A 24,406-nucleotide genomic window follows, 5' to 3' on the forward strand; every position below is an offset into this window, starting at 1 on the left:
GACCGCCAGACCGTACCCGGCGGACAGGAAGGCGCCATAGGAAAGGCACGCTACGTAACACAAACGTTTACTCGCGACTTGAACGCGCGACCGAACGTGCACCCAAAGTGATCATCGGGTACGTCGAAAGCTACTTTCGGCGGGTTGTGCCGCTTTGACCCCGGCCGGAAGGCCGGGTCGCGTCACTCAGTGTGCCGGATCGGCGGAGCGCACGACCAGCGCGGTCACTCTGTGAGATGACGGGACATCACGCCGCCGAGTGCGCTGCACCACACCGCCGGGTGGCGGCACGGCCGTACCGGTGTCTGGTCCATCACAGAGGGGAACCCGGAGGTGAGCCGGGTGCCGCGGGCGGGTCTAGCATCCGATCCATCCAGGCTCGATGACGTTGATCTCGGCATTGCCGCCGTTTCAGGGCGGTTGCGGACCTCACCGGCCACCGGGCACACAGTCAGACGTTGGAGGCCGTTCACCGATGTCCACCACGGCGAGCACTGCCCCGCAGGCAGGCGCGAGCGATCGGGCGGGTGCCTCACGCCGGCAGGGGACCTTCTACCGGGGTGACCCCGGCATGTGGTCGTGGGTCCTGCACCGCATCACCGGCGTGCTCACCTTCTTCTTCCTGTTCGTGCACGTGCTCGACACCGCGCTGGTGCGCGTGTCGCCGAACACCTACGACCAGGTCATCGAGACCTACAAGACCCCGATCGTCAACCTCCTGGAGGTCGGCCTCGTCGGCGCGGTGCTCTTCCACGCGCTCAACGGCGTCCGCGTCATGCTGGTCGACTTCTGGTCGAAGGGCCCGAAGTTCCAGAAGACGATGCTGTGGGTCATCGGCGTGGTCTGGGTCGTCGTGATGGTCCCCGGTGCGTTCTTCATGCTGAAGCGCACCGCCGAAATGCTCTTCGGGGGTAACTGACATGGCCGAGTCGCTCACCCTCGACAAGCCGCGCTCGCCGAAGCGCCCCGCGGCCCGCCGCAGCAACTTCGAGCTCTACAGCTGGCTGTTCATGCGGATCTCCGGCCTCGCGCTGATCATCCTCGTGCTCGGCCATCTGCTGATCATGAACATCCTCGACGGCGGTGTGCACCGCATCAACTGGGGCTTCGTCGCCGGCCGCTGGGCCTCGCCGTTCTGGCAGTTCTGGGACCTGCTGATGCTCTGGCTCGCCGAGATCCACGGCGGCAACGGCCTGCGCACCATCATCGACGACTACGCGCGCAAGGACAGCACGCGGTTCTGGCTGAAGATCCTGCTCTACGTCTCGATGGTGGTCATCCTTGCCGTCGGCACGATGGTCATCTTCACGTTCGACCCGAACATGCCCGCGAACTGAAAGCCACGGAGACTTTTTCATGCAGTTCCACAAGTACGACGTGGTGATCGTCGGCGCCGGCGGCGCCGGCATGCGCGCGGCCATCGAGTCCGGCCAGCGCACCCGCACCGCGGTCCTCACCAAGCTCTACCCGACCCGCTCCCACACCGGCGCGGCCCAGGGCGGCATGTGCGCCGCGCTGGCGAACGTCGAAGAGGACAACTGGGAGTGGCACACCTTCGACACGGTCAAGGGCGGCGACTACCTCGTCGACCAGGACGCCGCGGAGATCATGGCCAAGGAGGCCATCGACGCGGTCCTCGACCTGGAGAAGATGGGCCTGCCGTTCAACCGCACGCCCGAAGGCAAGATCGACCAGCGCCGCTTCGGCGGGCACACGCGTGACCACGGCAAGGCCGCGGTCCGCCGCGCCTGCTACGCCGCCGACCGCACCGGCCACATGATCCTGCAGACGCTGTACCAGAACTGCGTCAAGCACGGCACGGAGTTCTTCAACGAGTTCTACGTGCTCGACCTGGTGCTCTCGGAGGACGAGAACGGCAACCCGGTCGCCTCCGGCGTCGTCGCCTACGAGCTGGCGACCGGCGAGCTGCACGTCTTCCAGGCGAAGTCGATCGTGTTCGCCACCGGCGGCGCGGGCAAGATCTTCAAGACGACGTCGAACGCGCACACCCTGACCGGTGACGGCCTCGGCATCATCTTCCGCAAGGGCCTGCCGCTGGAGGACATGGAGTTCTTCCAGTTCCACCCAACCGGCCTCGCCGGCCTGGGCATCCTGATCTCCGAAGCCGTCCGCGGCGAGGGCGGGATCCTGCGCAACGCCGACGGCGAGCGGTTCATGGAGCGCTACGCGCCCACGATCAAGGACCTCGCGCCGCGCGACATCGTGGCGCGCTCGATGGTGCAGGAAGTGCTGCAGGGCCGCGGCTGCGGCCCGAACAAGGACTACGTCGTCCTCGACGTCACGCACCTGCCGGTCGAGGTCCTCGAGACCAAGCTGCCGGACATCACCGAGTTCTCGCGCACCTACCTGGGCGTCGACCCGGTGAAGGAGCCGGTGCCGGTGTTCCCGACCTGCCACTACGTGATGGGCGGGATCCCGACCAACGTGCACGGCGAAGCGTTGCGGGACAACGAGAACGTCATCCCCGGCCTGTACGCGGCGGGCGAGGTGGCGTGCGTGTCCGTGCACGGGTCCAACCGGCTCGGCACGAACTCGCTGCTGGACATCAACGTGTTCGGCCGCCGCGCCGGCATCGCCGCCGCGGAGTACGCGCTGTCGCACGACTTCGTCGAGCTGCCGGACAACCCGGCGCAGCTGGTCGAGGAGCAGCTGGCGAACCTGCTGTCCGAGCACGGCGACGAGCGCGTGGCGGACATCCGCAAGGAAATGCAGCAGACGATGGACTCGCACGCTTCGGTGTACCGGACCGAGGACACGCTGAAGCAGGCGCTGACCGACGTCCAGGCGCTGAAGGAGCGCTACCAGCGGATCACGGTGGCGGACAAGGGCAAGCGGTACAACACCGACCTGCTCGAAGCCGTCGAGCTGGGCTTCCTGCTGGAGCTGGCCGAGGTGCTCGTGGTGGGCGCGCTGGCGCGCAAGGAGTCCCGCGGCGGCCACGCCCGCGAGGACTACCCGAACCGCGACGACACGAACTTCATGCGCCACACCATGGCCTACAAGCAGGGCACCGGGCTGTCCGCGGACATCCGCCTCGACTACAAGCCCGTGACCTTCACCCGCTACGAACCGATGGAGCGGAAGTACTGATGACCACTGCTACTGAAGCTCCGGCTGCTTCTGTCGCCGACGACCACACGCCGATCACGGTCACTCTGAAGATCCTGCGGTTCAACCCGGAGGTCGACGAGGAGCCGCACTGGGAGTCCTACGACGTCCCGGCCCACCGCACCGACCGGCTGCTGAACCTGCTGTTCTACGTCAAGGACTACATCGACGGCACGTTCTCGTTCCGCCGTTCGTGCGCGCACGGCGTGTGCGGGTCCGACGCGATGCAGATCAACGGCATCAACCGCCTGGCCTGCAAGGTCCTGATGAAGGACCTGCTGGAGAAGGACGGCAAGAAGACGACGATCACGATCGCGCCGATCAAGGGCCTTCGCACGCTGAAGGACCTGTACGTCGACATGGACCCGTTCTTCGAGGCGTACCGCGCGATCAAGCCGTACCTGATCACGTACGGCAACGAGCCGACGCGCGAGCGCATCCAGTCCCAGGCCGACCGCGACCGTTTCGACGACACGACGAAGTGCATCCTGTGCGCATGCTGCACATCGTCGTGCCCGGTGTACTGGAACGACGGCTCGTACTTCGGCCCGGCGGCGATCGTGAACGCCCACCGGTTCATCTTCGACTCCCGCGACGAGGGATCGGAGGAGCGCCTGGACATCCTGAACGACGCAGAGGGAGTGTGGCGCTGCCGCACGACGTTCAACTGCACGGACGCCTGCCCACGAGGCATCCAGGTGACGAAGGCGATCCAGGAAGTGAAGCGCGCCCTGCTGTTCAAGCGCGTCTGACGCATCCGCAACACCGAAAGGCCCTCCGGCAACCTGCCGGAGGGCCTTCTTCATGTCCCGCGCAAGTGAGCAACCGGCAGCCGGCAGCGCAAGCCAACCACGACGTCACCAGACCTCGCCCGCCCCTCATCCCAGCCTTCTCTTCAGCCGGCGGTCGGGTTTGTCAAGGCACGCTTTCCCGCCTTGACAAACCCGACCGCCGGCTGAAAATCCCCCTGGAGGGGCGGGGGAGGTCGGACCCGCTGTTTCCTCGGCAGGACTGAGCCGCGGCAGACGTCTGCCGCGGCAGAAAAAGATCTTCCTCGCCGGACGGGCAGGCTCCGGGATGACCACCCGTCTCGCTGCTGCCTCTCGTTTGCGAGGTGGGCCGCTGGGTGGTCATCCCGTCGCCTGGTTGAGGCCTATCACTTTGAGCCGGGCCCGCAAGCTTGCGCTGTTCTCTCGCCTTGGTCTCTGTGTTGCGGGCCCGGCTCAAAGTGATTTGATGGCCTCAGGCGACGGGATGACCACCCAGCTCCTTTGTCGGGCGTTGCGTCCGTGCCCCCGTCAGCGCACCGCGTCCAGGGCGTTCACCAGGCCGTGGCCGTAGTACGAGTTGTTCTTCGCCGGGCCCGTGCACTCCGTTTCCGCCGACGCGCACTTCACCACGTCCGCCTCGCCCTCCAGGAGCCGTGCGATGAACCACGGTGGAGCGCCGCGGAACTTCGATGCCAGCAGCGCCGCCACTCCAGCCGCGTGCGGGGATGCCATCGATGTCCCGCACTTCGACCCGTAACGGCCGCCGAACACCGTTGTCGAAAGCGGGCAAGCCGGGCCGGCTCCTTCCGGCGGCGTCTGGACGAAGTCGCCGCCCGGGGCCGTCACGTCGATCTCGCCGTAATTGCTGAACGACGACTTCGTGCCCGCGTAGCCCACCGAAGACACCGTCACCACTCCGTCGATCGCCTTCGGGAGGATCCCGCACGTCGAGTCCACCGGGTGCGGGCGGTTCGGGTCCGTGGTCTGCTTGGTCGTGTCGAAGCCCGAGTTGCCCGCCGCCGACACGTTCAGCACTCCGTGGCGCGTCGAGAACTCGATCGCGCGGCGGACCGCTTCGTACGCTGCCGCGTCGCCTGGCTCGCGGGAGCAGAAGAACATTCCCGGGTCGATGTAGTAGCTGTTGTTCGTCACCTGGAAGCCGTGCTCCGCCGCCCAGACGAACCCGCAGACCGCCGACTCCGGGAAGATGTAGCCGTCGTCGTTGACGACCTTCACCGAGGCCAGCCGTACTCCCGGCGCGATGCCCGTGAAGCCCGCCGCCGGGTCCTCGCCCGCGATCGTGCCCGCCACGTGCGTCCCGTGGTCCGACGTCGTCGGCGCCCAGGACGCCGGTGACGAGTCCGGCGCGCCCGTGACGCAGCCCGCCGACGACCGCGGGTCGACGGCCGCCCGCAATGCCGGGTGCGTCGCGTCGATGCCCGAGTCGAGCACGCCCACCGTGACCGAACGGCTGCCCTGGAAGATCTTGTTCGCTTCCGGCGCGTGAATCGCCTTCATGTCCCACTGCTGCGCCGACAGATCGCCGGCAGCCGCGACGGACCGCGTGTGCTCCAACGTCCGGACCGCGCCCAGCGACGTGCGCGCCGAGACGGCCGAAGCCACGTCCTTACCGCCCGAATACGCCCGGTAGACGCCGATCTTCTGCTGGAAGTCCGCGTTGCGCGAACTGGCGATCGCGACGCCGATCTCGGCGTAGTACGCCACCTTCGTGCCGCACTTGGCCGCCAGTTCGCGGTCGACGGCCGACGCCGGCGTACCCGGCTGGTACGTCACCACGTAGGTGTACGGCGTGCTCGTCGTGTCGCAGGTGACCGGCGCGGCCTCCGCGGGCGGTGCCGCCGTGAACAGGCCGCACCCGACGGCCAGCGCGAGCGGAACCGCCATCCGGCGTGAACGGGACATTCCACCTCCAAAGTCGGTGGCGTCAACCTAAACCGGCCCCGGAGCCGGCGCCACCGACCAAAGTCAGGAGCCGGCGCGGGCCCGCACGCCGCGCCAGCCCAGCACGCCGATGATCGTGCCGAGCACGAACGACACGACCGTCAGCACGGCGTGGACGACGAAGTACGCGGTCGGCGAGCCGTCGGGGGTCCACGACCGGTCGCTGTCCCAGAGGTTCTTGGCGAACGTGATCCAGATGATCCACGACCACACGCCGAAGGCCAGCAGGAACAGCGAGGTGCCTCGCGAAATGCGCATGCCCCTGAGTATGCGACGCGGCCCGCGGCGCTAGATTGCTTGGGTGCACTCCGCTGTCTCCCGGTCGCTCAAGGTCCTCACGACGACGCTCGCCGCCGCCCTCCTGGCCCTGAGCACCCCCGCCCTCGCGGCCGCCGGGCCGCAGCCGGGCCAGTGCGCGAACCGGGAGGCCCCGCCGGCCCCGGTCGACACGTCGGAGAAGCCCGCGCCGGGCAAGGCGGCCCCGCCGCCGCTGCCCGTGCCCGCCGTCCCGGTCGGCGGCCCGCGGATGGCCGAGTGCGGCCTGATCACCCCCACCGGCGCGCTCAACCCGCCGGACGGCAACACCGCGGCCTCGTGGCTGGTGCAGGACCTCGACACCGGCGCGGTCGTCGCGGCGAAGGACCCGCACGCGCGCCAGCGGCCGGCGTCGCTGATCAAGACGCTGCTCGCGCTCGTCGTCGTCACCCAGCTGAACCCGCAGCAGGTGATCGTCGCGACGAAGGAGGACGCCGAGCAGGAGTGCACCTGCATCGGCCTCGTCGCCGGCGGCCAGTACACCGTCGACCAGCTGCTGCACGGCCTGCTGATGCACTCGGGCAACGACGTCGCGCACGTGTTCGCCACCGCGCTCGGCGGCGTCGACGCCGCGGTCGCGAAGATGAACGCGCTGGCGGCCCGCATCGGCGCACTGGACACGCGCGCCGCGACACCGTCGGGGCTGGACGGGCCGGGCATGTCGACCTCGGCCTACGACCTGAGCCTCATCTTCCACTACGCGATGAAGCAGCCGGAGTTCGCGAAGGTCGTCTCGACGAAGAACTTCGAGATCCCGCCGACCGGCGGCAAGCCGGCGATCCCGGTGTTCAACGACAACAAGCTGCTGGGCGTCTACCCCGGCTTCCTCGGCGGCAAGACGGGCTTCACCGACGACGCCCGGCACACGTACGTCGGCGCGGCGCAGCAGAAGGGCAAGCGCCTGGCGGTGGTCATGATGCGCGCCGAGCAGAAGCCGACCAAGGTGGTCGACCAGGCGGCGAAGCTGCTCGACTACGGCTTCGCGCTGGAGGCCGACCACGCCGAGCCGGTCGGCAAGATCGACTACCGGGCCCCGGCGGCGACGCCGTCGAGCAGCGAGCCGTCCGTGCTCGCCGACGGCGGCACCGGCAACAGCGGCACGTCTTCGGCCGCCGCGGCCGCCAAGGAGGACCCGTTCGGCGTCACCGGCTGGATCATCACGCTGGTGGTGTTCCTGATCATCGTCGCCGGGTTCGTCATCGGGCACCAGCGCAAGAAGGCCGCGAGCTAGGACTTGCGGCGGCCCAGCCAGGCGAGCAGGGCCCCGGCGCTGAACGCGCCCGCGACGGCCCCGAGCCCCGGCCCGCGCTGCACCGTGACGCGCTGTTCGAGCCGGACCGGCGGTGGCGGCGGCGCGACGACCTTGCGCTGGTTCTCCGTCGCCGTCGCCGTCCACGCGGTGACGAGCAGCAGGAAGCGCGAGACGAGGTTCGCGAACACGAGCAGGCCGATGACCGGCCCGAACAGCGCGGCCGACGGCGACTTCGTCACGCTGGCCAGGTAGACGGTCGCCACCTGCTGGAGGACGACGAACCCGACAGCGGCGAAGGCGGCGCCCTTGACGGCGCTGCGCAGCTCGACGCGCTCGCGGGGCAGCCGCGCGATCACCCACAGGAAGACGAGGGTGTTGGCGAGCAGGCCGAGGATGATCGTCGCGACGCGGAGCAGGAAGATCGCCCAGGTGGCGTGGTTGAGGCCGACGAGCTCGAGCAGGAACTGCCCGACGCCGCCGCCGACCGCGGTCAGCGCGAAGGACACCCCGAGCGCGACCCCCAGCCCGATCAGCGCGACGAGGTCCTTCAGCGTCTGCTTGACGAACGGCTGCGGCCGTTTTTCCTGGCCCCACTGCGCGGTGAGCGCGTCACGCAGGTTGGACATCCAGCCGACGCCGGAGTAGAGCGCGATGAGCAGGCCGAAGATCCCGATGCCGCTGCCGGAGTTGAGGGCGCCGTCGACGATGCTCTTGACGAGGCCGCGCAGGCCCTCGGGCACGGAGTTGTCGATGCCGTCGGTGATCTTGTGGATGATCGTCTGGTCGTGGTTGACGACCAGCCCGAACACCGCGAAGGCGACCATGAACAGCGGAAAGACCGAAAGGACGCTGAAGTAGGTGATGGCGGCGGCGTAGTGGTTGCCGTACCGCTCGGTGAAGGCCTCGTTGGCCCGGATGAGGTGATCGAGCCACGGGTACTTCCGCCGCAGCCGCGGCAGGAGCTTTTCCTTCTCTTCTTTCGCCACTGTGAAACGCTAACCACGCCCCGTGACTCCCGCAACGCGAGCGGCTCAGGTGAGGGAAGCGAGCAACGCGGGGTACGCGTCCGCGGAGGTCAGCGCCGTCACCCGGCGGCTCGCGGCGAACGCGGTGACCGCCTCGTAGGCCCGGTCCAGTTCGGACTCGGTCAGCGGGACGGCCGTCTCGATCTCCGACGGGCCCCGCGTTTCGAACCGGCGCCGCGCGAGTTCGCGCCCCGGCAGGAGCACGAACTCGTGGTACGCCGCGCCGGTCTCGCCGGCCAGTGCTTCGAGCCGCTCCGGGAAGCCGGGACGCGCGACCAGCTGCGGCACCACGACGTCGTGGCCGGCGGACAGGTGCGTCCGCGCGGCCGCCACCGCGATGTCCCTGGCCAGCAAACCGGCTTCGCCGGGATGCGCGCGCCAGCCGCCGAGCATCGCCCGGAGGCGGTCGACGTCGAGGGCCAGCGCGGGCGGGTGGTCGTCGGCGTAGCGCCGGGCGAGCGTCGACTTGCCGCTGGCCGGCGGGCCGTTCAGCAGGATCAGCTTCACCGCACCGGCGGCAGGAACCCGATCCGCTGGTAGGTCTTGGCCAGCGTCTTCGCCGCGACCTCGCGGGCGCGCTCGGCCCCGGCGGCGAGGATCTTGTCCAGCTCCGCGACGTCGTCCAGATAGGACTTCACGCGGTCCTGGATCGGCGTCACCCACTCGACGAACACCTCGCCGAGGTCCTTCTTGAGGTCGCCGTAGCCCTTGCCTTCGTAGGCGGCCTCGAGGTCGGGGATCGACCGCTCGGTGAGGGCGGAGTAGATGGTGAGCAGGTTCGACACGCCCGCCTTGTTCTCGGCGTCGAACCGGACCTCGCGGCCGGTGTCGGTGACCGCCGAGCGGATCTTCTTCGCCGAGCGCTTCGGGTCCTCCAGCAGCTCGATGAGACCGTTGCCGGTGGCCGACGACTTGCTCATCTTGCTCGTCGGGTCCTGGAGGTCGTAGATCTTCGCGGTGTCCTTGATGATGTACGGCTCGGGCACGACGAACGTCTTCCCCAGCCGGTTGTTGAAGCGCTGCGCGAGGTCGCGCGTCAGCTCCAGGTGCTGGCGCTGGTCCTCGCCGACGGGGACGGCGTCGGCCTGGTAGAGCAGGATGTCCGCGGCCTGCAGGATCGGGTAGGTGAAGAGGCCGACGCTGGAGCGGTCGGAGCCCTGCTTCGCGGACTTGTCCTTGAACTGCGTCATCCGGCCGGCCTCGCCGAAGCCGGTCTGGCATTCGAGGATCCAGCTCAGCTGGGCGTGCTCGGGGACGTGGCTCTGCACGAACAGGGCGCTGCGCTGCGGGTCGATGCCGATGGCGAGCAGCTGCGCGGCCGAGACCCGGGTGCGCTGCCGCAGCACCTTTGGGTCCTGCTCGACGGTGATGGCATGCAGGTCGACGACGCTGTAGAAGGGCTCGTGCGTGTCCTGCAGCCGAACCCACTGGCGCAGCGCACCGAGGTAGTTGCCGAGGTGGAAGGAGTCGGCAGTGGGCTGGATCCCGGACAGGACCCGCGGACGACGTGCGGCGGCGACGGTCTGCTCATCGGACACGCAAGGATTCTTCCAGGCGGCGACCGGAGGTGGGCGCGGAGGGGGCGCAAGCTGGGGATTCCTCCAAGCCGAGCGGGGCGGCGGGGCGCTCAAGCTCGATTTCGCCGAGCCGGAGCGCGCCGCTCGTGGGTTCAGCCACCGCCGGGCGGCGCGGGCACGGGCTTCGGGCCGAAGCCGCGATTCGCTCCACTCGGCGCGGGGCGGCCCATGCGGCCCCGGGTGTGAGCTGCGAAGAGTCAGACCAGGTCCGGGGCTCAGGCGCGCGGCGCGGGATGCGCCCGCCTCGGGGGCTCGGGCCAGCGCCGCGAGAAACTAGGCGGGACTGCGGTGGTCAAGCCGCGGGACGCGCCCGCCTCGGGGGCTTGGGCCAGCGCCGCGAGAAACTAGGCGGGACTGCGGTCGGCAAGCCGCGGGACGCGCCCGCCTCGGGGGCTCGGGCCAGCGCCGCGAGAAACTACGCGGGACTGCGGTGGTCAAGCCGCACCATGCGATGCGCGGGGCCACCAGCCCGGCGCTCCAGCGGCCGGTCGAAGTCGCGAAGTTCCCTGGCGCGCCGGTCTCAGGCGTGCGGGTGCTGGGTGAACAGGGGGCGGGTGGGCGTCGCGTCGGGGTCGGCCAGTACTGCTTCCGCCATGGCGGTCACCCGGCCCGGGACCTTCGGGGCTGCCTGGGCGGGCGTCGTGGCCGTGCGGGTCTTGCGGCGCTGGCGCAGCACGCCGAGTGTCATGCCGACGATGCCCAGCGCCACCGCGACCAGCCCCACCGGACCCAGCACGCCGAAGCTCTCCGCGTTGCTGTCGGCCCGCGCGGTCGTCACGTCGGCGAACGCGCTGCCGCCGGCCAGCAGCAGGGCGGCCGGGACGAAGGTGACCACGGCGATTCCACGCAGGGTCGACCGCATCAGGGGTTGACCTGGGTTGCGCACCGGAGTGCCTCCCGCGAGTGACGAGCTGAACGCTCACCCATCCGAGTGAGACGCTGCGTGCTGCTGGTCAAAAAACTACCGAGCGTGTCAAGACCTGTCGGTTCTGATCGACTCGGAGGCCGAGAGTAGCGCCCAACCGTGGAGACGGTCCGGGCACCCCCAGGGTTCACATCGCCACTCGTGTGGGTTCCACCACTCGGCAAAACGCCCACTCAAAGTAGAGCGACTGCTGCCCGTCCGGTCACCGCCACCCCGGGCAGCCTGTCCTGTTGAGCCGGGGCGCGGCGAGTACCGGGAGGCCCTTCTTCGCGGTCAGGCCGGGTCGAGCATGCGGAGGAGCTTGCGCAGGACGTCGTCGAGCAGGCCGAGTTCCTTGCCGCTGAGAGAGGAAAGCAGCTCGCTGACGTTCGCCGTGTGCTCGGTCATCGCGGCGTCGACGGCCTCGAAACCCTTGTCCGTCAAGCGGATGCGGAAACTGCGGCGGTCGTTCGGGTCCAGCGCGCGCTCGACGAACCCGGCCTTCTCCAGCCGGTCGAGGCGGCTGGTCATGCCCGCGCGGGACATCATCAGCGTCGCGGACAGCTCCGACGGGATGAGCGTGTACGGCGGCCCGGACCGGCGAAGCGCGGCCAGGACGTCGAACTCGCCGCGCTGGAGCCCGTACTTGCCGAACACGCGCTCCTGGGCCGGCCCGAGCACGAGGCTGAGCCGCCCGAGCCGTCCGGCGACGCCGATGGCGGTCAGGTCCAGGTCGGGGCGTTCGCGGTGCCACGCCGACACGACGGCGTCGACGGCGTCTTCATCAGTCACCCGGCCAGCTTATTCGACGACAACACTATTCGACGCCTGATAGTTTGACAGCGAACTATCAGACATGGAATCATCTTCGGCATGACGACATTGCTGGTACGCCACGACGAAGCCGAGCAGCTCGGCTCGACCCCCGACACGATGACCCTGCTCGCGGACGTCTCGCAGACCGGCGGGCACCTCAGCACGAACCGCGCCTCGCTGGGCCGCGGGCGCGACGGCGCCACGCCGCACTTCCACACGTCCTCGGCGGAGATGTTCTTCATGCTCGACGGCGAGCTGGAGGTGCTGAACGGCGACGAGGTCGTGACGGTCTCGACCGGCGACATGTTGTTCGTCCCGCCGCACACGACTCACGCTTTCGGGGCGACTTCGCGGTCGGGCGCCGACGTCCTGATCGTGTTCACGCCCGGGGTCGAGCGGTTCGAGTACTTCCGGATGATCGACCGCATCCGGCGCGGCGAGGCGTCGCCGGCGGAGATCCTGGCGGCGCAGGAGCGGTTCGACAACCACTTCGTGGACAGCGCGGCTTGGCGCGCCGCCCGCGCGGCCTAGATGTCGTAGGTCGCGGTGACCGGCGCGTGGTCGGACCAGCGCTGGTCGTAGGACGCGGCGCGCTCGACGACGACCTCGACGACCTTCTCGGCGAGGCCGGGAGTCGCGAGCTGGCAGTCGATGCGCCAGCCGGAGTCGTTGTCGAACGCCTGCCCGCGGTAGGACCACCACGTGTACGGGCCGGGGCCTTCGGGGTCGAGGCGGCGCTGGACGTCGACGTAACCGGCTTCGGCGTAGACGCGGCCGAGCCAGGCGCGTTCCTCGGGGAGGAAGCCGGAGTTCTTGCGGTTGCCGCGCCAGTTCTTGAGGTCGATCGTGTCGTAGGCGATGTTCCAGTCCCCGGCGACGACGACCTCCCGCCCGGCCGCGGCGGCCTTCCCCCGCAGCTCGCCGAGGTACGGCAGGAACGCGGCCATGAAGCGTTCCTTCTCCGCCTGACGTTCGGTGCCGACGTCACCGCTGGGCAGGTAGAGGCTGGCGACGACGACGTCCGGCAGGTGGATCTCGAGGTACCGGCCGCTGTCTTCGAACTCGGGCTCGCCGAAGCCGATGCGGACTTCTTCGGGCTCGACGCGGCTGTAAACGGCGACACCGTTGCGGCCCTTGACGGCCGAGTGGGCGTGCACCGAGAACCACCCTTCGGGCTCGACGACCGCCTTGGGGAGCTGACTCGCCTCGGCACGCACCTCCTGGCACGCGACGACGTCGGCCTTCGTGGCGGCGAGCCACTCGACGAAGCCCTTCTTGGCGGCGGCGCGGAGGCCGTTGACGTTCACGGTGGAGACGGTCAGCACGGGTGAACGGTACCTGGCCGCTCTGCCAGACTGCGCCCATGGACGATGGCGCGAGCCGGCTGACGGTGCTCGGCAGTTGCGGCGCCTGGCCGGAGCCCGGCCGAGCGTGCGCCGGATTCCTGTTGGTGCACAACGGTTTCCGTGTCGTCCTCGACCTCGGGTACGGCGCGGCGTCGCGCCTGTTCACGCATTGCGCGGGCGGGTTGCCGGACGCCGTCGTGGTGACGCACGAGCATCCTGACCACTGCGCGGACGTCAGCGCGCTCGGGCGGGCGTCGTACTACACGGGGTCGCGGCGGTTGCCGTTGTACTGCACACCGGGCACGGTCCGCCGGCTGGAGGCGATGGAGCCGCGGCCGCATCCGACGGAGGTGTTCGAGGTGCACGACCTCGGCGCACCGGCGGAAGTCGGGCCGTTCGGCCTGACGTCGCACCTGCTGCCGCACCACGTACCGAACTTCGGCGTGCGCCTCAGCGCGCCCGGGCTGACGGTGGCGTACACGGGCGACACGGGCCCATCACCGCTGCTGGCGGACCTTGGCCGCGACGCGGACCTGTTCATCTGCGACGCGACCCTCCGCACCCCACCGCCGGAAGGCGAGCCCCGCTACCTGATGACCGCGCGGGAGGCGGGCGAGCGGGCAGCCTCGGCCGGGGCGCGCCGGCTGCTGCTGACGCACTTCTGGCCGGGCACCGACCGCCCGGCGGCCGCCGCCGAGGCACGCGCGGGGTTCGGCGGTGCGGTGCTGGTCGCGGAGGAAGACCTCACCATCGCGCTCTGACGCCGGAGCCGGGCCCGCTTGCGGCCTTCGGCTGCGCTGGCGGCAGCAGCCGCGCTCGCGGAACGGACTCCTACCGGCCCTTGGCTGATGCCGCGAGACGACGGAAGCCGCGCTGGCGACCTTCCCCCGGGCCCGGGCTGATGGCAGCCGCGGTCTCCGCCGGAACGGACTCCCGCCCCCGTTGGCCACGCCTCCGCGGCGGCAAGCCGGAGCGGAATCCGCCCGCCGTGCCTCCAAGCGCCACCGACGGCCGCGGCCAGGGCGGCCTCGCGATGGCAGCGGCCACCGGAGATCCCTCGCCCCACGCTCCGACCCCCGTCCGAGCGCGTTCCCCAGGCGCCATCCCCGGCAACCGGCCGCCGCTCCAGCCCGCGGACCTCCCCCTGGAGACCCCGCGGACAACCCGCGCCCCATGCCGCATTCAGTTGTCACCCGCTCCCCGGGCTCCGCTCCTCCTCTCCGCCGACCTGCGCGGCCGGATCTGATCAGTTCTAACACCCACCACCGACAAAAACGGGCGCGCTCGATCCACCGCACCGGGGCTCAACGCCGGCCGGCCCGATCAGGTCCAGGAACGAATCAGCAGGTGGAACCGGCTACCGGCTGCGTGAACGCCGCGGCCACCCACTTGCCGTCGGCCACCTTGCGGAAGCCGTTCTGCACGCCCGGCATCGCGTCGAACTGGGCGTCGCGCAGGTACTTTCCGACGATCTTCGCGTTGCCGTCCGCCGACTCGCGGGCGTTGAGGACGTCTGCCGTCACCGTCACCTTGCAGCCGGTCGCCGATGCTCCCGAGGCCTGCTTGCCCGCGTTCATCACGTACACGACGATGACCAGGACGACGGCGCCCAAGATGAGCAAGGTCTTCTTCGACATGCCTTCCTCCAACCGCGAGCCCGTCCCCCGCCAAGGGTAGGCAATCCTTTACCCGGACCGACAGCGCCGGACGCACCAACCACCCGGAGGCGCCAGTCCTCCGCACCCGCCGGTGACCCGCTGTGCACAAAGCCGGGCACGAAAGAAGCCCCCTCCCCGGCGAACCGGGAAGGGGGCTTCGAGCGAGCGAACTCAGCCCTGCGCGATCTTCTTCGCCAGGTTCTCGTCCAGCGTCGCGAGGAACTCCTCGGTCGTCTGCCACGGCTGGTCCTTGCCGATGAGCAGCGCGAGGTCCTTCGTCATCTTGCCGCTCTCGACGGTCTCGACAACGACCTGCTCCAGCTTGTTCGCGAAGCCGATCAGCTCCGAGTTGCCGTCCAGCTTGCCGCGGTGCTCGAGGCCCCGGGTCCACGCGTAGATCGACGCGATCGGGTTCGTCGAGGTCGGCTTGCCCTGCTGGTGCTGGCGGTAGTGCCGGGTGACCGTGCCGTGCGCGGCCTCGGCCTCGACGGTCCGGCCGTCCGGCGTGCGCAGCACCGACGTCATCAGGCCGAGCGAGCCGAAGCCCTGGGCGACCGTGTCGGACTGGACGTCACCGTCGTAGTTCTTGCACGCCCAGACGTAGCCGCCCTCCCACTTCAGCGACGCGGCGACCATGTCGTCGATCAGCCGGTGCTCGTAGGTGAGGCCCTTGGCGTCGAAGTCCGACTTGAACTCGGCGTCGAAGATCTCCTGGAACACGTCCTTGAACATGCCGTCGTAGGCCTTGAGGATCGTGTTCTTGGTCGACATGTAGACCGGCAGGCCGCGGTCGAGGCCGTACTGCAGCGACGCGCGCGCGAAGTCCTCGATCGACTTGCGGTAGTTGTACATCCCCATCGCGACGCCGCCGCCCTCGGGGAACTTCGCGACCTGGAACTCCATCGGCTCCGACCCGTCCTCCGGGGTGAAGCTGATGGTCAGCGTGCCGGGGCCGGGCACCTTGAAGTTGGTGGCCCGGTACTGGTCACCGTGGGCGTGCCGGCCGATGATGATCGGCTTCGTCCAGCCGGGGACCAGCCGCGGGATGTTCTGGATGACGATGGGCTCGCGGAAGATCACGCCGCCGAGGATGTTGCGGATGGTGCCGTTGGGCGACAGCCACATCTTCTTGAGGCCGAATTCCTCGACCCGCGCCTCGTCCGGGGTGATGGTGGCGCACTTGACGCCGACGCCGTGCTCCTTGATGGCGTTCGCGGCGTCGATCGTGACCTGGTCGTCGGTGCGGTCCCGCTCCTCGATGCCCAGGTCGTAGTAGTCCAGGTTCACGTCCAGGTACGGGTGGATCAGCTTGTCCTTGATGAACTGCCAGATGATGCGGGTCATCTCATCGCCGTCGAGTTCGACGACGGTGCCCTGGACCTTGATCTTGGCCATGAGCAGCGGTGCTCCTTCCGCGGATCTTCGCGTTGCTTCATACGTCTCGCCGGTAGCGGTACAAGCGTACTGCTTGACGGAGCTGGATGGTTCCAGTAGTGGTCGGTATCAAGTCTCCACCCGCGATTTGTGGCGGGGCTCACGGGGCGGGTACCGCCGTTCGCGGGATCCGACCGCTCGCCGAGCGAGGATCGCGCGAAGGGGTGAACCAGGGCACGATGCCACCCGTGAACTCATCATGCGGGAGGTGACGGCCATGTCGACCCATCGGTACGCCGACTACGACGAAGACTACGAGGACTACGAAGACACCACCGACGTGCTCGACGAGCGGCCGCGCCGCGGCGTCGCGCACCTGGTCAGCGCCTTGGGCGGCCTCCTGCTCACCCCGGTCGCGCTGGGCCTGCTGAGCTGGGGCGGGCTGCGCCAGCAGCAGCTGATCCAGGCGACGCTGAGCACCAACCGCGACCCGCTGGGCATCGCGCTGCTGGCGGGCGGGGCGATCCTGCTGCTGGTCGTCGCCGCGCTCGGTGCGCTGTCGGCGGCGGGCCCGATCCTCGGCGGCCTGCTCTACGGCGTCCTGCCCGGGGTGGCCGCGATGGCCGTGCCCGAATGGGGCTTCCGGCTGGTGAACCTGATGCCGAAGAGCGACATCGCGTACGGCGTCATGGACTTCCTCTTCATCGGCGGCCTGCTCGGCGTCGGCTTCCTGCTGGTCGGCAGCGGGCTGGCGAACGCGCTGGTCCGGCGGCGCCGCGAAGCCTGACCCCGGCCGGTGGCATCATCGGCGGATGGGACTGTTCACCGTCGCGGAAGCCCGTGCCGAGCTGGCGCGGCTACGGCCGGTCCTGGACGAGCTGGTGCGCGTGCGAGCGGACGCGGCCGAGCTCGCGGCGTCGCTGCGCCCGGGTGGCCGGGGCACCGAGCTGGGCGGGCTGCCCGAGTGGAAAGCCGCGCAGGCCCGGCTCGACGACCTGATGACGACGGTGCAGCGCACCGGCGCCGAGCTCAAGGGGTTCGCGCCGCTGCTGATCGACTTCCCGGCCGAGCTCGACGGCACCGACGTGCTGCTGTGCTGGCTCGAAGGCGACCGCGAGCTGGGCTGGTACCACCGCGCCGACCTCGGGTTCGCCGGCCGGCGGCCACTGAAAACCACTGGCCCGCCCGGCTAGGTTCGAGTCCGTGAGCAACGAATCCAGAGCAGCCTTCTTCGACGGCACGGCCGAGCACTACGACGACGACAATTTCCACGCCCTGGTGGCGGACGCGCTGGTCGAGCCCCTGCCGGACGGTCCGGAGCTGGTCCTCGACGTCGCGACGGGAACGGGCTTCGCGGCGTACGCGGCGTTGCGCCTGAAGCCGGCTCGCGTGCTGGCCGTCGATCTGTCGCCGGCGATGGTCGAGCGGGCTTCGGCGAAGGCGCCTTCGCAGGATCCGTCGGGGCTGATCGAGTGGCAGGTCGGCCCGGCGGTGCCGATGCCGGCGCCGGACGGATCGGCCGACGTGGTGCTGTGCGCGTCCTCGCTGCACTTCCTGGGCGCGGTGGCGTTCGAGGACTGGCGGCGCGTGCTCAAGCCGGGCGGCAGGCTGGCGTTCTCGGTCGTGTCGGGAGCGCGGTTCCGGCCGTCGGGCCCGTTCGCGGAGTTCGTCCCGGGCGATCTGACGTTTCCGCTCGACGAAGCAGGCGCCGCGGCACTGGCGTCGTCGGCGGGCTTCGTGGACGTCTCGGCGCAGACGTTCACCGCCGACGACGGCGAACGGGTCCGCAGCGTGTTCCTGGTGCACGCGACGGCTCCGTGAACCTGGAGCGGTTCGCGGACGGCCACCTGACCAGCGTCGACGTCGCCGGGCGCCGCGTAACGGTCGAGCTGGCGGCCTACGCGGACCACCGGCTGGTGCCGGGCGAGGTCTCGGTCGTCGAGGTGTTCGCGCTGACGGCCGACCCCGCCGAGCTGCGGATGACCGAACCACCGGCTGCGGACCACACCATCGAGGAGCCGTCGTGGTGGGATCACGACGGCCTTCGCACGGTCGAGTTCTTCGCGCCGCTGCGGATCCGCGTGACGGCCGCGGCGTTCGAGCTGACGCGGCTGCGGACCGAACGACGGCCGGTCCGGCCCGCACCGTCGGCGACCGATTGCGCCTTCGCGACTTCGCGCCCGCCTGAACCGCGCGAGCTGGGCGGGTCCGTCGTCTGGCGCACCTACGGTGGTGACGCCGGTACACCGGCCGATCCCGACGGCTGGTTCCTCCAGCGCCGGGATCGGCCGGCGACCTCCCCGACCGGCGTCCTCTGTTCCATCGCGCCGGGCCGGGTGACGTTCCGGCGCTACGACGCCGACGACGACCTGTGGCGCGCCGTCCGGCTGGTCGCCGGCGAAGACGCGAGCCGCGCGTGGTGCGGTAACTGCGTCTTCACCCCGGCCGACTGGGTCGCCTGGGTGACCGCCGGGACCATGCCGCCCGTGGAGCGGCTCAAGCCGTGAAGTGGGCCTCACCGCGGGTGGCCGGGCCGTCCGGGCTGCCGCAGTGCTGGACGAACGTCACGTCCACGCCCGTCTCGTCCAGCCGGTCGATCGTGAAGTCCGCGTAGTCGGTGCCGCAGCCCAGGCCGTTGGTGACCACGAAAATCCCCGGTGTCGGCAGCGCCGGGTCGTTCTGGCCGCGGTAACGCGCGCCCGTGTACGTCCCCGTGTGCAGCGCCTCGCCCGCCGGGGCGCTCAGCTCCACGCGCAGGTCCTTGAAGCCCGACTGCACGTCGATCTTCAGCACGCCGTTGTACTCCCAGACGGCGATCTCGTCGCCCGGGGCCGAGTACCGGGCGCTCCCCTGCAGCGGCCAGGCGCCGTTTTCCGAGGTGTACGCGACCGTCTGCACCGGATCCGCCGAAGCTGCCGGGACGGTCACCGCCGCCAGTGCCAGCGCCGCCGACGTCACGACCAACGCACGACCGAACGAATTCATGTGGAACCTCCCCTGTCCCGCCGCCTCGCGCGGCGCCGCCGCCGATCATGGCAGCGGACCCGTGCCCGACTGGGGCTTTTGCGCTGTTCCCCACGGTTTTCCCAGTTGGGCAACCTTCGCTCGCGCCGGCGCGTCTACTGATGAAGGGAAGCTCCCTTGAGGATCTTGTCCACGGCGTTCTTCGGGCCGTGCACCGCGAGCCCGGCCAGCGCCAGCTTCTCGGCCGGTACCGCGCGGACCGCCGCCCGGTTGTCGGCGTCGTTCCCGGTGTGGAACAGCTCGTCGGTGAAGATCGAGAACCGCAGGCCGCGGCCCAGCGCGCGGCCGTGCGCCGCCGTCAGGACCGCCGCCGAGCCGGAGAACACCAGCACCGGCTGGCCGAACATCGGCAGGTACTCCGTGTCGTCGGCGTCGAAGTACGGTTCACCCATCAGCTCCGGCGTCACGTGCGCGATTCCGCTCACCAGGAACGCGGTGACGTTCAGCCGCTGCCAGGACGCCAGGTCGTCACGCAGCAGGACGGCGATCTTCGTGTCGAAGGAACTCATGCCGGACAGACTCGACCGGCGGCCACCCGTGCGTCTTGTACGTTCTTGACATGGCGCACGTCGCGGCTTGGCGGCCGGCGGTCCCGGGGATCGCCGAGGTGTTCCACGCGCGCTTCACCACCCACGCCTACCCGCCGCACACGCACGACACGTGGACGCTGCTGATCGTCGACGACGGCGTCATCCGCTACGACCTGGACCGCCACCACCACGGCGCACTCGGCCCGGCCGTGACGCTGCTGCCGCCGAACGTCGCGCACGACGGCCGCGCCGCGACCAGCCACGGCTTCCGCAAGCGCGTGCTCTACCTGGACACGTCGGTGCTGGGCGAAGACCTGGCCGGCGCGGCGGTCGACCGGCCGAGCGTCGCCGACGGCGTCCTGCGCACCCGCATCCACCAGCTGCACGAGTCGCTCACTCACCCGGGCGACGCGCTGGAGGCCGAGAGCCGGCTCGCGCTGGTCGCCAACCGGCTCCGCGGCCACCTGGGGAAACCGGCTTCGCACGAGCCGAAACGCGGTCTCGCCGACGACCTGCGCGAGCTTCTCGACGCGAAGCTGCCCGAAGCGCTGACGCTGGCCGAAGCCGCCGAGACGCTGGGCGCGCACCCCGCGCACCTGGTCCGCAGCTTCGGAAGCCGGTTCGGCCTGCCGCCGCACCGCTACGTAACGGGCCGCCGCGTCGACCGCGCCCGGCGGCTGCTGCTCGACGGCTCCCCCGCCGCCGACGTCGCCGCCGCGGCCGGGTTCACCGACCAGGCCCACCTGACGCGGCACTTCAAGCGCTACCTGGGCACGACGCCGTCGCGCTACGCGAAAATCCGGTGACGGCGTCGTTACGATCCGGACATGGGGTTCCTCGCCAGGATCGGTGGCCTGCGGTTCGCGGTCGCCGTCCTCACCGCCATGACCGCCCTCCAGATGACGCTCATCGCGTTCGGCAACATCACCGACTTCGGCACGAACCAGGCCTTCGTCCAGCACGTGCTCGCGATGGACACGACGTTCCGCTCACCGCACATGATGTGGCGCGCGATCACCAGCCCCGGCCTGCAGAACGCGGCGTACGTCGTGATCATCGCGTGGGAGACGCTGACGGCGCTGGTCCTGATCGCCGCGCTGGTCCAGTGGATCCGGGCGAAGGACGCGACGGCCCGGCGGCTCTCGACGCTCGGCTGGGTGATGTGGGTGCTGCTGTTCGGCGTCGGCTTCCTCGCCATCGGCGGCGAGTGGTTCCAGATGTGGCAGTCGGAGAAGTGGAACGGCCTGCAGCCCGCGCTGCAGAACTTCCTGATCGCGACGGTCGCGCTGGTCGTCGCCCAGCTGCCTGCCGGGAAAACTGTGTCAAGATGACCGCATGCTGCGCGAACTGCACCTGACCGGCGACCCGGCGGCCGACAAGCTGCTCAACGACGACCCGTTCGCCCTGCTCGTCGGCATGCTCCTCGACCAGCAGTACCCGATGGAGCACGCGTTCGCCGGCCCGCGGAAGATCGCCGACCGGATGGACGGCTTCGACATCGCCAAGATCGCCGCGACCGACGTCGAGACCTTCGTGGAGCTGTGCGTGACGCCGCCCGCCATCCACCGCTACGGCGGCTCGATGGCCCGCCGCGTCCACGCGCTCGCCCAGCACATCATCGAGAAGTACGACGGCCGCACCGAAGGGATCTGGCTCGACGGGCGCCCGAAGCCGGACGGCCCGGAGGTGTTGAAGCGCCTGAAGGCGCTGCCCGGGTTCGGTGAGCAGAAGGCCAAGATCTTCCTGGCGCTGCTGGGCAAACAGCGCGGAGTCCAGCCGAAGGGCTGGCGCGAGGCGGCCGGCGCGTACGGCGACCGCGGCTCCCGCCGGTCGATCGCCGACGTCACGAACGCCGAGACGCTCGCCGAGGTCCGGGCGTTCAAGAAGGCCGCCAAGGCCGCGGCCGCGTCAAGCTAGCGCACCCAGACGCGCGGCGGGTCTAGCGGACGCGTGCCGTGGTCCAGCGCGCCCCGCAGTGCGTCGCCGTGTTCGTAGCCCATCACCGGCAGGCCCAACAGCCGTCCGAGACGTCGATGCGCGGGAGAATGTCGGCCGCCGTAGCGCGCGGATCGAGCGTCACGGCGTCCGGGAAGTACTCCGGCGTGCGCGTGGGGCTCGTCCAGGCAAGCGGGCCGAACTCTCCGCCGCAGAGCAGGTCGCGCCAGGCGGCGTTCTCCGCGACCGCTGATTCCGCGCGAACCACAGCACGTCCGGTTCGCCGCGGGGCACCTCGACCGGCACTTCCCGGACCGAAGCGAAGTGCGTGCGCAGCCGGGTCGCGAACTCCGGCGCCGCACCCGCGCTCCACACCGCCAGCACCCCGCCCGGGTTCAGCAGCTCCGCCAGCCGGGCCAGCCCGGCGTCGGAATACAGCGCCGCGTTGCTTTCCGTGACCGTCCACTCGGGACCGTTGTCGACGTCCAGGCACAGCGCGTCGAAGCGATCCGACGTCGAGGCCAGCCACGGGACCAGGTCCGTCTCCACCAGGCGGACTCGCGGATCGGCCAGCGCGTCGCCGTGGACTGTCCGAAGTGGACCCTCCCGGTTCCACGCGATCACCGCCGGCTCGCGTTCCACCACCACGACCGAAGCCGCGCCCGCGTCGAGGGCCGCGCGGAGGGAGAAGCCGACACCCAAGCCGCCGATCAGCACCGACGCGCCCGGCGTCAGCGCGCCGGTCACCAGGAGGCGCTCGGACTCGCCGTTGCGGGTGTCCATCAGGAAAACGCCGTTCTCGATCACTTCGTAGGCGTGGCCGTCGCGACGCAGCACGAGTTCGCCGACGCGGCCCCGGACCGATTCCACCACCTCGACCATGCTCCGACCTTCTCACGAGCGGCCGCCGCTCCTACCCTGGACACGGGAGGTGAAACCCATGCACGCAGGAGTAGGAGACGAGATCCAGGTCCACGGCCGGACGGTCGGGGCCGCCGAGCACCGCGGCGAGATCATCGAAGTCCGCGGGCCCGACGGCGCACCGCCCTACCTCGTGCGGTTCGCCGACGGGCACGAGGCCCTGGTCTACCCCGGGCCCGACTGCGAAGTGCAGGCGCGCGCCGACTAGCCGACGGCGACCTGTTCCCGGGGCTCGCGGACCCGCCCCCACGCCGCACCCACGAGCAGCAGGGCCAGCAGCGTCAGCGCGGCCGCGACCTCGGGCAGCAGCAGCGGCCCGCCGGACGACAGGACCGCCCCGCCGACGACACCGGACAGGCCGACGCCCAGGTAGATCGCCGACGCGTTGAGCGAGAGCACCAGGCCGGCGTGGCCCGGGGACAGCTCGATCAGGCGGTGCTGCACCGGCGGGTTGAACGACCACGTCGCCAGGCCCCACACGAACAGCGCGATCGCGGCCCCGATGGTCGTCGCGGTCGCGATCGGCAGCAGGGCCATCACGACGGTGATCGACGCCGTCACGACGAGCAGCGGGCCGCGCGAGCCCCAGCGGTCGACCGCCCGGCCACCCGCGAAGTTGCCGACCGCGCCACCGACGCCGTAGCAGAACAGCAGCACCGTCACCGTCGTGCCGTGGACGCCCGCGGTCGCGGCCAGCAACGGCGACACGAACGTGTACACCATGAACGCCGCCAGGCACGCCAGGATCGTCGTGGCCAGCATGACGAGCACCCGCGGGTCACGGCCGGCGGCGAACCGCTCGGCGAGCCGCACCCGCGGCGGCGCGGCGACCGTCGGCAGCGCCAGCCGCACGGCCAGCGCGCTCGCCAGCGAGAACGCCGCGACCAACGCGAACGCCGCCCGGTAGCCGAGGTGCTGCGAAATGAGGCTGCCGAGCGGGACACCGAAGATGAGCGCGACGGTCAAGCCGCCGAACACGAGCGCGACCGCGCGGCCGCGGCGTTCCGGAGCGGTCAGCTCGGCCGCCACCGCGCTCGCCGCCGGGGTGAACACCGCGGCGCCGACCGCGGTCACCACCCGCGCCACCAGCAGCGTGCCGTAGCCCGGCGCCAGCGCGGCGAACAGGTTGCCCGCCCCGGTGACGGCGAGCGCGGCGACCAGCAGCGCCCTCCGCTCCCAGGTGCCGGTGACGGCGGCGAAGATCGGCGAGCCGACCGCGTACGCGATGGCGAAGGCGGTCACGAGCTGCGCCGCGGCCGTGGCCGAGACGTGCAGCTCGCCGGTCAGCGCCGGCAGCAGCCCGGCGACGATGTACCCGCTGGTCCCGACACCGAACGCGCCGAACGCCAGCACCGAGATCCTTGAGGACGAGGGTGTGGACATGGACTGAGCCCCAAGCTGAACAGGGATTGGTTCGATGAACGTCGTAGTTCGACAGTTACCGTACTACGTCCCCGCGACAATTTCGACATGCGTCGTACAATGGGTCCATGGCCAAGTCCGTCACCCTGCCGCCGCTCGTCCACCCGAACCGGGACGAGATCACCGTCGAAGGCGTGCTGCGCGCCCTCGCCGACCCGGTGCGGCTGGCGATCGTCCGGCAGCTCGCGGCCGCGGACCGCGAGATCGCCTGCGGGGGGCTGACCGTGCCGGTGACGAAGTCCACACTCACCCACCACCTCGCCATCCTGCGGCAGGCCGGCGTCGTGGCCGGCCGCCAGGAAGGCACGACCCGGTTCAACTCGTTGCGCCGCAACGATCTCGACGCCCTGTTCCCCGGCCTGCTCGACGGGGTGCTGGCCGCGCCGCGGTAACCCGTGTGGATCGTCACCCGATATCGGGATGACAACGACCCCCTTCGTCGGTTG

The 24,406-nt window shown here is 70.2% G+C and carries 30 protein-coding genes; 16 read left to right on the top strand and 14 right to left on the bottom strand.

All coding sequences use genetic code 11. The annotated features are described in order from the left end of the window. Positions 1 to 475: 475 nt before the first annotated feature. The 4 genes from sdhC to BT341_RS01965 are packed head-to-tail and all read left to right on the top strand — an operon-like array spanning position 476 to position 3,881. Positions 476 to 919: a succinate dehydrogenase, cytochrome b556 subunit gene (sdhC, locus tag BT341_RS01950; RefSeq protein WP_072474631.1), complete on the top strand. Its 444-nt coding sequence runs from the start codon at positions 476 to 478 to the stop codon at positions 917 to 919. 1 nt (position 920) lies between these two features. Then, the gene (locus tag BT341_RS01955) at positions 921 to 1,337 is read left to right on the top strand and encodes a succinate dehydrogenase hydrophobic membrane anchor subunit (protein ID WP_072474632.1); all 417 of its coding nucleotides are present in this window, start codon (positions 921 to 923) and stop codon (positions 1,335 to 1,337) included. Between the two features lie 19 nt (positions 1,338 to 1,356). Further along, positions 1,357 to 3,111 carry a succinate dehydrogenase flavoprotein subunit gene (gene sdhA / locus BT341_RS01960; protein ID WP_072474633.1) on the top strand — a complete coding sequence of 585 codons (1,755 nt, stop codon included), beginning with the start codon at positions 1,357 to 1,359 and terminating at the stop codon, positions 3,109 to 3,111. After that, complete coding sequence (locus BT341_RS01965; RefSeq protein WP_072474634.1) at positions 3,111 to 3,881, top strand: succinate dehydrogenase iron-sulfur subunit; 771 nt, start codon at positions 3,111 to 3,113, stop codon at positions 3,879 to 3,881. The genes sdhA and BT341_RS01965 overlap by 1 nt, the downstream gene beginning before the upstream one ends. A gap of 546 nt (positions 3,882 to 4,427) precedes the next feature. Here BT341_RS01965 and BT341_RS01970 read toward each other — a convergent pair. Then, positions 4,428 to 5,822 (bottom strand): S8 family peptidase, encoded by a 1,395-nt coding sequence (locus BT341_RS01970; RefSeq protein ID WP_072474635.1) that lies wholly within the window; start codon positions 5,820 to 5,822, stop codon positions 4,428 to 4,430. Positions 5,823 to 5,885: 63 nt separating this feature from the next. Next, the gene (locus BT341_RS01975) at positions 5,886 to 6,119 is read right to left on the bottom strand and encodes an SCO4848 family membrane protein (RefSeq protein WP_072474636.1); all 234 of its coding nucleotides are present in this window, start codon (positions 6,117 to 6,119) and stop codon (positions 5,886 to 5,888) included. A gap of 43 nt (positions 6,120 to 6,162) precedes the next feature. On the opposite strand from BT341_RS01975, the gene BT341_RS01980 reads away from it, so the two are divergent. After that, a complete protein-coding gene (locus BT341_RS01980; RefSeq protein WP_072474637.1) occupies positions 6,163 to 7,407 on the top strand; it encodes a D-alanyl-D-alanine carboxypeptidase family protein in 1,245 nt (414 codons plus the stop codon). Here BT341_RS01980 and yhjD read toward each other — a convergent pair. From yhjD to BT341_RS02005, 5 genes are all read right to left on the bottom strand, one after another. Beyond that, positions 7,404 to 8,414: an inner membrane protein YhjD gene (gene yhjD / locus BT341_RS01985; RefSeq protein ID WP_072474638.1), complete on the bottom strand. Its 1,011-nt coding sequence runs from the start codon at positions 8,412 to 8,414 to the stop codon at positions 7,404 to 7,406. The genes BT341_RS01980 and yhjD overlap by 4 nt on opposite strands. Before the next feature lie 45 nt (positions 8,415 to 8,459). Next, positions 8,460 to 8,960 carry an AAA family ATPase gene (locus BT341_RS01990; RefSeq protein ID WP_072474639.1) on the bottom strand — a complete coding sequence of 167 codons (501 nt, stop codon included), beginning with the start codon at positions 8,958 to 8,960 and terminating at the stop codon, positions 8,460 to 8,462. After that, positions 8,957 to 9,991, bottom strand: coding sequence for a tryptophan--tRNA ligase (trpS, locus tag BT341_RS01995; RefSeq protein WP_072474640.1), 1,035 nt, complete (start codon positions 9,989 to 9,991; stop codon positions 8,957 to 8,959). The genes BT341_RS01990 and trpS overlap by 4 nt, the downstream gene beginning before the upstream one ends. Before the next feature lie 559 nt (positions 9,992 to 10,550). After that, positions 10,551 to 10,892, bottom strand: coding sequence for a hypothetical protein (locus tag BT341_RS02000; protein ID WP_072474641.1), 342 nt, complete (start codon positions 10,890 to 10,892; stop codon positions 10,551 to 10,553). 336 nt (positions 10,893 to 11,228) lie between these two features. Further along, positions 11,229 to 11,726, bottom strand: coding sequence for a MarR family winged helix-turn-helix transcriptional regulator (locus BT341_RS02005; RefSeq protein ID WP_072474642.1), 498 nt, complete (start codon positions 11,724 to 11,726; stop codon positions 11,229 to 11,231). Positions 11,727 to 11,807: 81 nt separating this feature from the next. On the opposite strand from BT341_RS02005, the gene BT341_RS02010 reads away from it, so the two are divergent. Then, positions 11,808 to 12,281, top strand: a complete 474-nt coding sequence (locus BT341_RS02010; protein WP_072474643.1) for a cupin domain-containing protein — start codon at positions 11,808 to 11,810, stop codon at positions 12,279 to 12,281. Here the strand turns inward: BT341_RS02010 and BT341_RS02015 are convergent. Then, positions 12,278 to 13,075: an exodeoxyribonuclease III gene (locus BT341_RS02015; RefSeq protein WP_072474644.1), complete on the bottom strand. Its 798-nt coding sequence runs from the start codon at positions 13,073 to 13,075 to the stop codon at positions 12,278 to 12,280. The genes BT341_RS02010 and BT341_RS02015 overlap by 4 nt on opposite strands. A gap of 38 nt (positions 13,076 to 13,113) precedes the next feature. On the opposite strand from BT341_RS02015, the gene BT341_RS02020 reads away from it, so the two are divergent. Next, the gene (locus tag BT341_RS02020) at positions 13,114 to 13,857 is read left to right on the top strand and encodes an MBL fold metallo-hydrolase (RefSeq protein WP_072474645.1); all 744 of its coding nucleotides are present in this window, start codon (positions 13,114 to 13,116) and stop codon (positions 13,855 to 13,857) included. Between the two features lie 579 nt (positions 13,858 to 14,436). Here BT341_RS02020 and BT341_RS02025 read toward each other — a convergent pair. Further along, on the bottom strand, positions 14,437 to 14,733 hold the full coding sequence (locus tag BT341_RS02025; protein WP_072474646.1) for an SH3 domain-containing protein: 297 nt from the start codon (positions 14,731 to 14,733) through the stop codon (positions 14,437 to 14,439). A gap of 192 nt (positions 14,734 to 14,925) precedes the next feature. Next, entirely contained in the window at positions 14,926 to 16,149 is a 1,224-nt protein-coding gene (locus BT341_RS02030) for an NADP-dependent isocitrate dehydrogenase (RefSeq protein WP_072474647.1), read from the bottom strand. Between the two features lie 256 nt (positions 16,150 to 16,405). Between BT341_RS02030 and BT341_RS02035 the strand changes: the two genes are divergently transcribed. Genes BT341_RS02035 through BT341_RS02050 form a run of 4 tightly spaced genes read left to right on the top strand, consistent with a single transcriptional unit; the run spans position 16,406 to position 18,635 of the window. After that, positions 16,406 to 16,915 (top strand): hypothetical protein, encoded by a 510-nt coding sequence (locus BT341_RS02035; RefSeq protein WP_072481737.1) that lies wholly within the window; start codon positions 16,406 to 16,408, stop codon positions 16,913 to 16,915. Positions 16,916 to 16,940: 25 nt separating this feature from the next. Beyond that, a complete protein-coding gene (locus tag BT341_RS02040) occupies positions 16,941 to 17,321 on the top strand; it encodes a DUF2203 domain-containing protein (protein WP_072474648.1) in 381 nt (126 codons plus the stop codon). A 10-nt stretch (positions 17,322 to 17,331) separates the two neighbouring features. Further along, the gene (locus tag BT341_RS02045; RefSeq protein ID WP_072474649.1) at positions 17,332 to 17,949 is read left to right on the top strand and encodes a class I SAM-dependent methyltransferase; all 618 of its coding nucleotides are present in this window, start codon (positions 17,332 to 17,334) and stop codon (positions 17,947 to 17,949) included. Continuing rightward, positions 17,946 to 18,635 (top strand): hypothetical protein, encoded by a 690-nt coding sequence (locus BT341_RS02050; protein WP_072474650.1) that lies wholly within the window; start codon positions 17,946 to 17,948, stop codon positions 18,633 to 18,635. The genes BT341_RS02045 and BT341_RS02050 overlap by 4 nt, the downstream gene beginning before the upstream one ends. On the opposite strand, the gene BT341_RS02055 is transcribed toward BT341_RS02050, so the two are convergent. After that, a complete protein-coding gene (locus BT341_RS02055) occupies positions 18,625 to 19,113 on the bottom strand; it encodes a hypothetical protein (protein ID WP_072474651.1) in 489 nt (162 codons plus the stop codon). The two genes, BT341_RS02050 and BT341_RS02055, sit on opposite strands and share 11 nt — an antisense overlap. A 134-nt stretch (positions 19,114 to 19,247) precedes the next feature. After that, the gene (locus BT341_RS02060) at positions 19,248 to 19,661 is read right to left on the bottom strand and encodes a DUF2000 domain-containing protein (RefSeq protein WP_072474652.1); all 414 of its coding nucleotides are present in this window, start codon (positions 19,659 to 19,661) and stop codon (positions 19,248 to 19,250) included. 50 nt (positions 19,662 to 19,711) lie between these two features. On the opposite strand from BT341_RS02060, the gene BT341_RS02065 reads away from it, so the two are divergent. From BT341_RS02065 to BT341_RS02075, 3 genes are read left to right on the top strand one after another with little or no spacing between them, the layout of a single operon-like run. Beyond that, the gene (locus BT341_RS02065) at positions 19,712 to 20,488 is read left to right on the top strand and encodes a helix-turn-helix transcriptional regulator (protein ID WP_072474653.1); all 777 of its coding nucleotides are present in this window, start codon (positions 19,712 to 19,714) and stop codon (positions 20,486 to 20,488) included. A 21-nt stretch (positions 20,489 to 20,509) separates the two neighbouring features. Then, positions 20,510 to 21,013, top strand: a complete 504-nt coding sequence (locus tag BT341_RS02070; RefSeq protein ID WP_072474654.1) for a DUF2165 domain-containing protein — start codon at positions 20,510 to 20,512, stop codon at positions 21,011 to 21,013. A 4-nt stretch (positions 21,014 to 21,017) separates the two neighbouring features. Continuing rightward, positions 21,018 to 21,599, top strand: a complete 582-nt coding sequence (locus tag BT341_RS02075; protein ID WP_072474655.1) for an HhH-GPD-type base excision DNA repair protein — start codon at positions 21,018 to 21,020, stop codon at positions 21,597 to 21,599. Between the two features lie 159 nt (positions 21,600 to 21,758). Here BT341_RS02075 and BT341_RS02080 read toward each other — a convergent pair whose 3' ends face one another. Further along, positions 21,759 to 22,499 (bottom strand): spermidine synthase family protein, encoded by a 741-nt coding sequence (locus tag BT341_RS02080; protein ID WP_245804867.1) that lies wholly within the window; start codon positions 22,497 to 22,499, stop codon positions 21,759 to 21,761. Positions 22,500 to 22,557: 58 nt separating this feature from the next. Between BT341_RS02080 and BT341_RS02085 the strand changes: the two genes are divergently transcribed. Further along, positions 22,558 to 22,746 carry a DUF1918 domain-containing protein gene (locus BT341_RS02085; RefSeq protein ID WP_072474656.1) on the top strand — a complete coding sequence of 63 codons (189 nt, stop codon included), beginning with the start codon at positions 22,558 to 22,560 and terminating at the stop codon, positions 22,744 to 22,746. On the opposite strand, the gene BT341_RS02090 is transcribed toward BT341_RS02085, so the two are convergent. Further along, the gene (locus BT341_RS02090) at positions 22,743 to 23,921 is read right to left on the bottom strand and encodes an MFS transporter (protein WP_072474657.1); all 1,179 of its coding nucleotides are present in this window, start codon (positions 23,919 to 23,921) and stop codon (positions 22,743 to 22,745) included. The two genes, BT341_RS02085 and BT341_RS02090, sit on opposite strands and share 4 nt — an antisense overlap. A gap of 107 nt (positions 23,922 to 24,028) precedes the next feature. On the opposite strand from BT341_RS02090, the gene BT341_RS02095 reads away from it, so the two are divergent. Next, complete coding sequence (locus BT341_RS02095; RefSeq protein WP_072474658.1) at positions 24,029 to 24,352, top strand: ArsR/SmtB family transcription factor; 324 nt, start codon at positions 24,029 to 24,031, stop codon at positions 24,350 to 24,352. Positions 24,353 to 24,406: the final 54 nt, after the last annotated feature.

Source organism: Amycolatopsis australiensis (assembly GCF_900119165.1).
In the GTDB taxonomy this organism is placed as follows: Bacteria; Actinomycetota; Actinomycetes; order Mycobacteriales; family Pseudonocardiaceae; genus Amycolatopsis; species Amycolatopsis australiensis.

What these genes read in the sequence shown, in the direction of transcription:
- sdhA (WP_072474633.1), top strand. Translation starts at nt 1,357, where the DNA reads ATGCAGTTCCACAAGTACGACGTGGTGATCGTCGGCGCCGGCGGCGCC.
- BT341_RS02060 (WP_072474652.1), bottom strand. Translation starts at nt 19,661, where the DNA reads ATGAGTTCCTTCGACACGAAGATCGCCGTCCTGCTGCGTGACGACCTG.
- BT341_RS02095 (WP_072474658.1), top strand. Translation starts at nt 24,029, where the DNA reads ATGGCCAAGTCCGTCACCCTGCCGCCGCTCGTCCACCCGAACCGGGAC.
- sdhC (WP_072474631.1), top strand. Translation starts at nt 476, where the DNA reads ATGTCCACCACGGCGAGCACTGCCCCGCAGGCAGGCGCGAGCGATCGG.
- BT341_RS02055 (WP_072474651.1), bottom strand. Translation starts at nt 19,113, where the DNA reads ATGAATTCGTTCGGTCGTGCGTTGGTCGTGACGTCGGCGGCGCTGGCA.
- BT341_RS02065 (WP_072474653.1), top strand. Translation starts at nt 19,712, where the DNA reads ATGGCGCACGTCGCGGCTTGGCGGCCGGCGGTCCCGGGGATCGCCGAG.
- BT341_RS02070 (WP_072474654.1), top strand. Translation starts at nt 20,510, where the DNA reads ATGGGGTTCCTCGCCAGGATCGGTGGCCTGCGGTTCGCGGTCGCCGTC.
- BT341_RS02040 (WP_072474648.1), top strand. Translation starts at nt 16,941, where the DNA reads ATGGGACTGTTCACCGTCGCGGAAGCCCGTGCCGAGCTGGCGCGGCTA.
- BT341_RS02080 (WP_245804867.1), bottom strand. Translation starts at nt 22,499, where the DNA reads ATGGTCGAGGTGGTGGAATCGGTCCGGGGCCGCGTCGGCGAACTCGTG.
- BT341_RS01975 (WP_072474636.1), bottom strand. Translation starts at nt 6,119, where the DNA reads ATGCGCATTTCGCGAGGCACCTCGCTGTTCCTGCTGGCCTTCGGCGTG.
- BT341_RS02020 (WP_072474645.1), top strand. Translation starts at nt 13,114, where the DNA reads ATGGACGATGGCGCGAGCCGGCTGACGGTGCTCGGCAGTTGCGGCGCC.
- BT341_RS02010 (WP_072474643.1), top strand. Translation starts at nt 11,808, where the DNA reads ATGACGACATTGCTGGTACGCCACGACGAAGCCGAGCAGCTCGGCTCG.
- BT341_RS02025 (WP_072474646.1), bottom strand. Translation starts at nt 14,733, where the DNA reads ATGTCGAAGAAGACCTTGCTCATCTTGGGCGCCGTCGTCCTGGTCATC.
- BT341_RS01970 (WP_072474635.1), bottom strand. Translation starts at nt 5,822, where the DNA reads ATGTCCCGTTCACGCCGGATGGCGGTTCCGCTCGCGCTGGCCGTCGGG.
- BT341_RS02090 (WP_072474657.1), bottom strand. Translation starts at nt 23,921, where the DNA reads ATGTCCACACCCTCGTCCTCAAGGATCTCGGTGCTGGCGTTCGGCGCG.
- BT341_RS01965 (WP_072474634.1), top strand. Translation starts at nt 3,111, where the DNA reads ATGACCACTGCTACTGAAGCTCCGGCTGCTTCTGTCGCCGACGACCAC.
- BT341_RS02085 (WP_072474656.1), top strand. Translation starts at nt 22,558, where the DNA reads ATGCACGCAGGAGTAGGAGACGAGATCCAGGTCCACGGCCGGACGGTC.
- BT341_RS01955 (WP_072474632.1), top strand. Translation starts at nt 921, where the DNA reads ATGGCCGAGTCGCTCACCCTCGACAAGCCGCGCTCGCCGAAGCGCCCC.
- BT341_RS02035 (WP_072481737.1), top strand. Translation starts at nt 16,406, where the DNA reads ATGTCGACCCATCGGTACGCCGACTACGACGAAGACTACGAGGACTAC.
- BT341_RS02000 (WP_072474641.1), bottom strand. Translation starts at nt 10,892, where the DNA reads ATGCGGTCGACCCTGCGTGGAATCGCCGTGGTCACCTTCGTCCCGGCC.
- BT341_RS02075 (WP_072474655.1), top strand. Translation starts at nt 21,018, where the DNA reads ATGCTGCGCGAACTGCACCTGACCGGCGACCCGGCGGCCGACAAGCTG.
- BT341_RS02030 (WP_072474647.1), bottom strand. Translation starts at nt 16,149, where the DNA reads ATGGCCAAGATCAAGGTCCAGGGCACCGTCGTCGAACTCGACGGCGAT.